This is a genomic window from Sphingomonas olei (assembly GCF_045369765.1).
In the GTDB taxonomy this organism is placed as follows: domain Bacteria; phylum Pseudomonadota; class Alphaproteobacteria; order Sphingomonadales; family Sphingomonadaceae; genus Sphingomonas; species Sphingomonas panaciterrae.
In genome coordinates, this window is sequence record NZ_JBIQEU010000085.1 from 1 (window position 1) to 703 (window position 703).

General features: G+C 66.4%; 1 protein-coding gene. It reads left to right on the forward strand.

What is annotated here, in order from left to right; translation table 11 throughout:
• Positions 1-703: IS110 family transposase (locus ACH0BU_RS18160; RefSeq protein WP_500264491.1), on the forward strand; the 703-nt coding region annotated here is incomplete at both ends.

The following is a 703-nucleotide window of genomic DNA, read 5'->3' on the forward strand; positions in this document are numbered from 1 at the left end:
TCGTACGCTGGCGCACCGGCTGCTGACGGCAGGGTTCGAGCTGCGCCTCATCTCGTCGGTCGCGCTCGCCAGAACGCGCGAGGCGCTGCACAACGGCTGGGACAAGAACGACTCCAAGGACGCGCAGGTCATCCTGCACATGCTGCGGATCGGTGCGACGCAGCGCTACGTCGACCCGCTGGTGGCCGGAATCAACGACCTGCAGGAGCTCTCGAAGACTCACGAGACGATCTCAAGGATGAAGACGCAGACCTGGCATCGGATCCTGACCCACTACCTGCCGCTGTACTTCCCCGAGATCGCCCGCTTCGCAGGCAACAGCCGGTCCGACTGGTTCCTGGCGCTCATCGAGCGGTTTCCGACGCCGGCCACCATCACGGCGCTGGACCGCGAGGCGTTCTCGGCCGCGGCATGGCCGCTCATCGGCCGCAAGGTCTCCAAGGCACGCCTCATCAACGACATCTACGAGACGGCGTCCGCCTCGACGGCACTGCCGGTGCCGGAGAACTCAGCCGCCATCACCATGTTCCGCATGGTCATCGCGCAGGGCCGCAGCCTCATCCACCAGCGAGACGAGTTCGAGCGGCTGGCCCATGCGCGGCTCGCCGATGACGTCGACTACCAGCTGCTGCGCAACATTCCGGGCATCGGTCCGATCAACGCGCTGACCATCCTGGCCGAGGCCGGTGATCTGCGGCGCTTC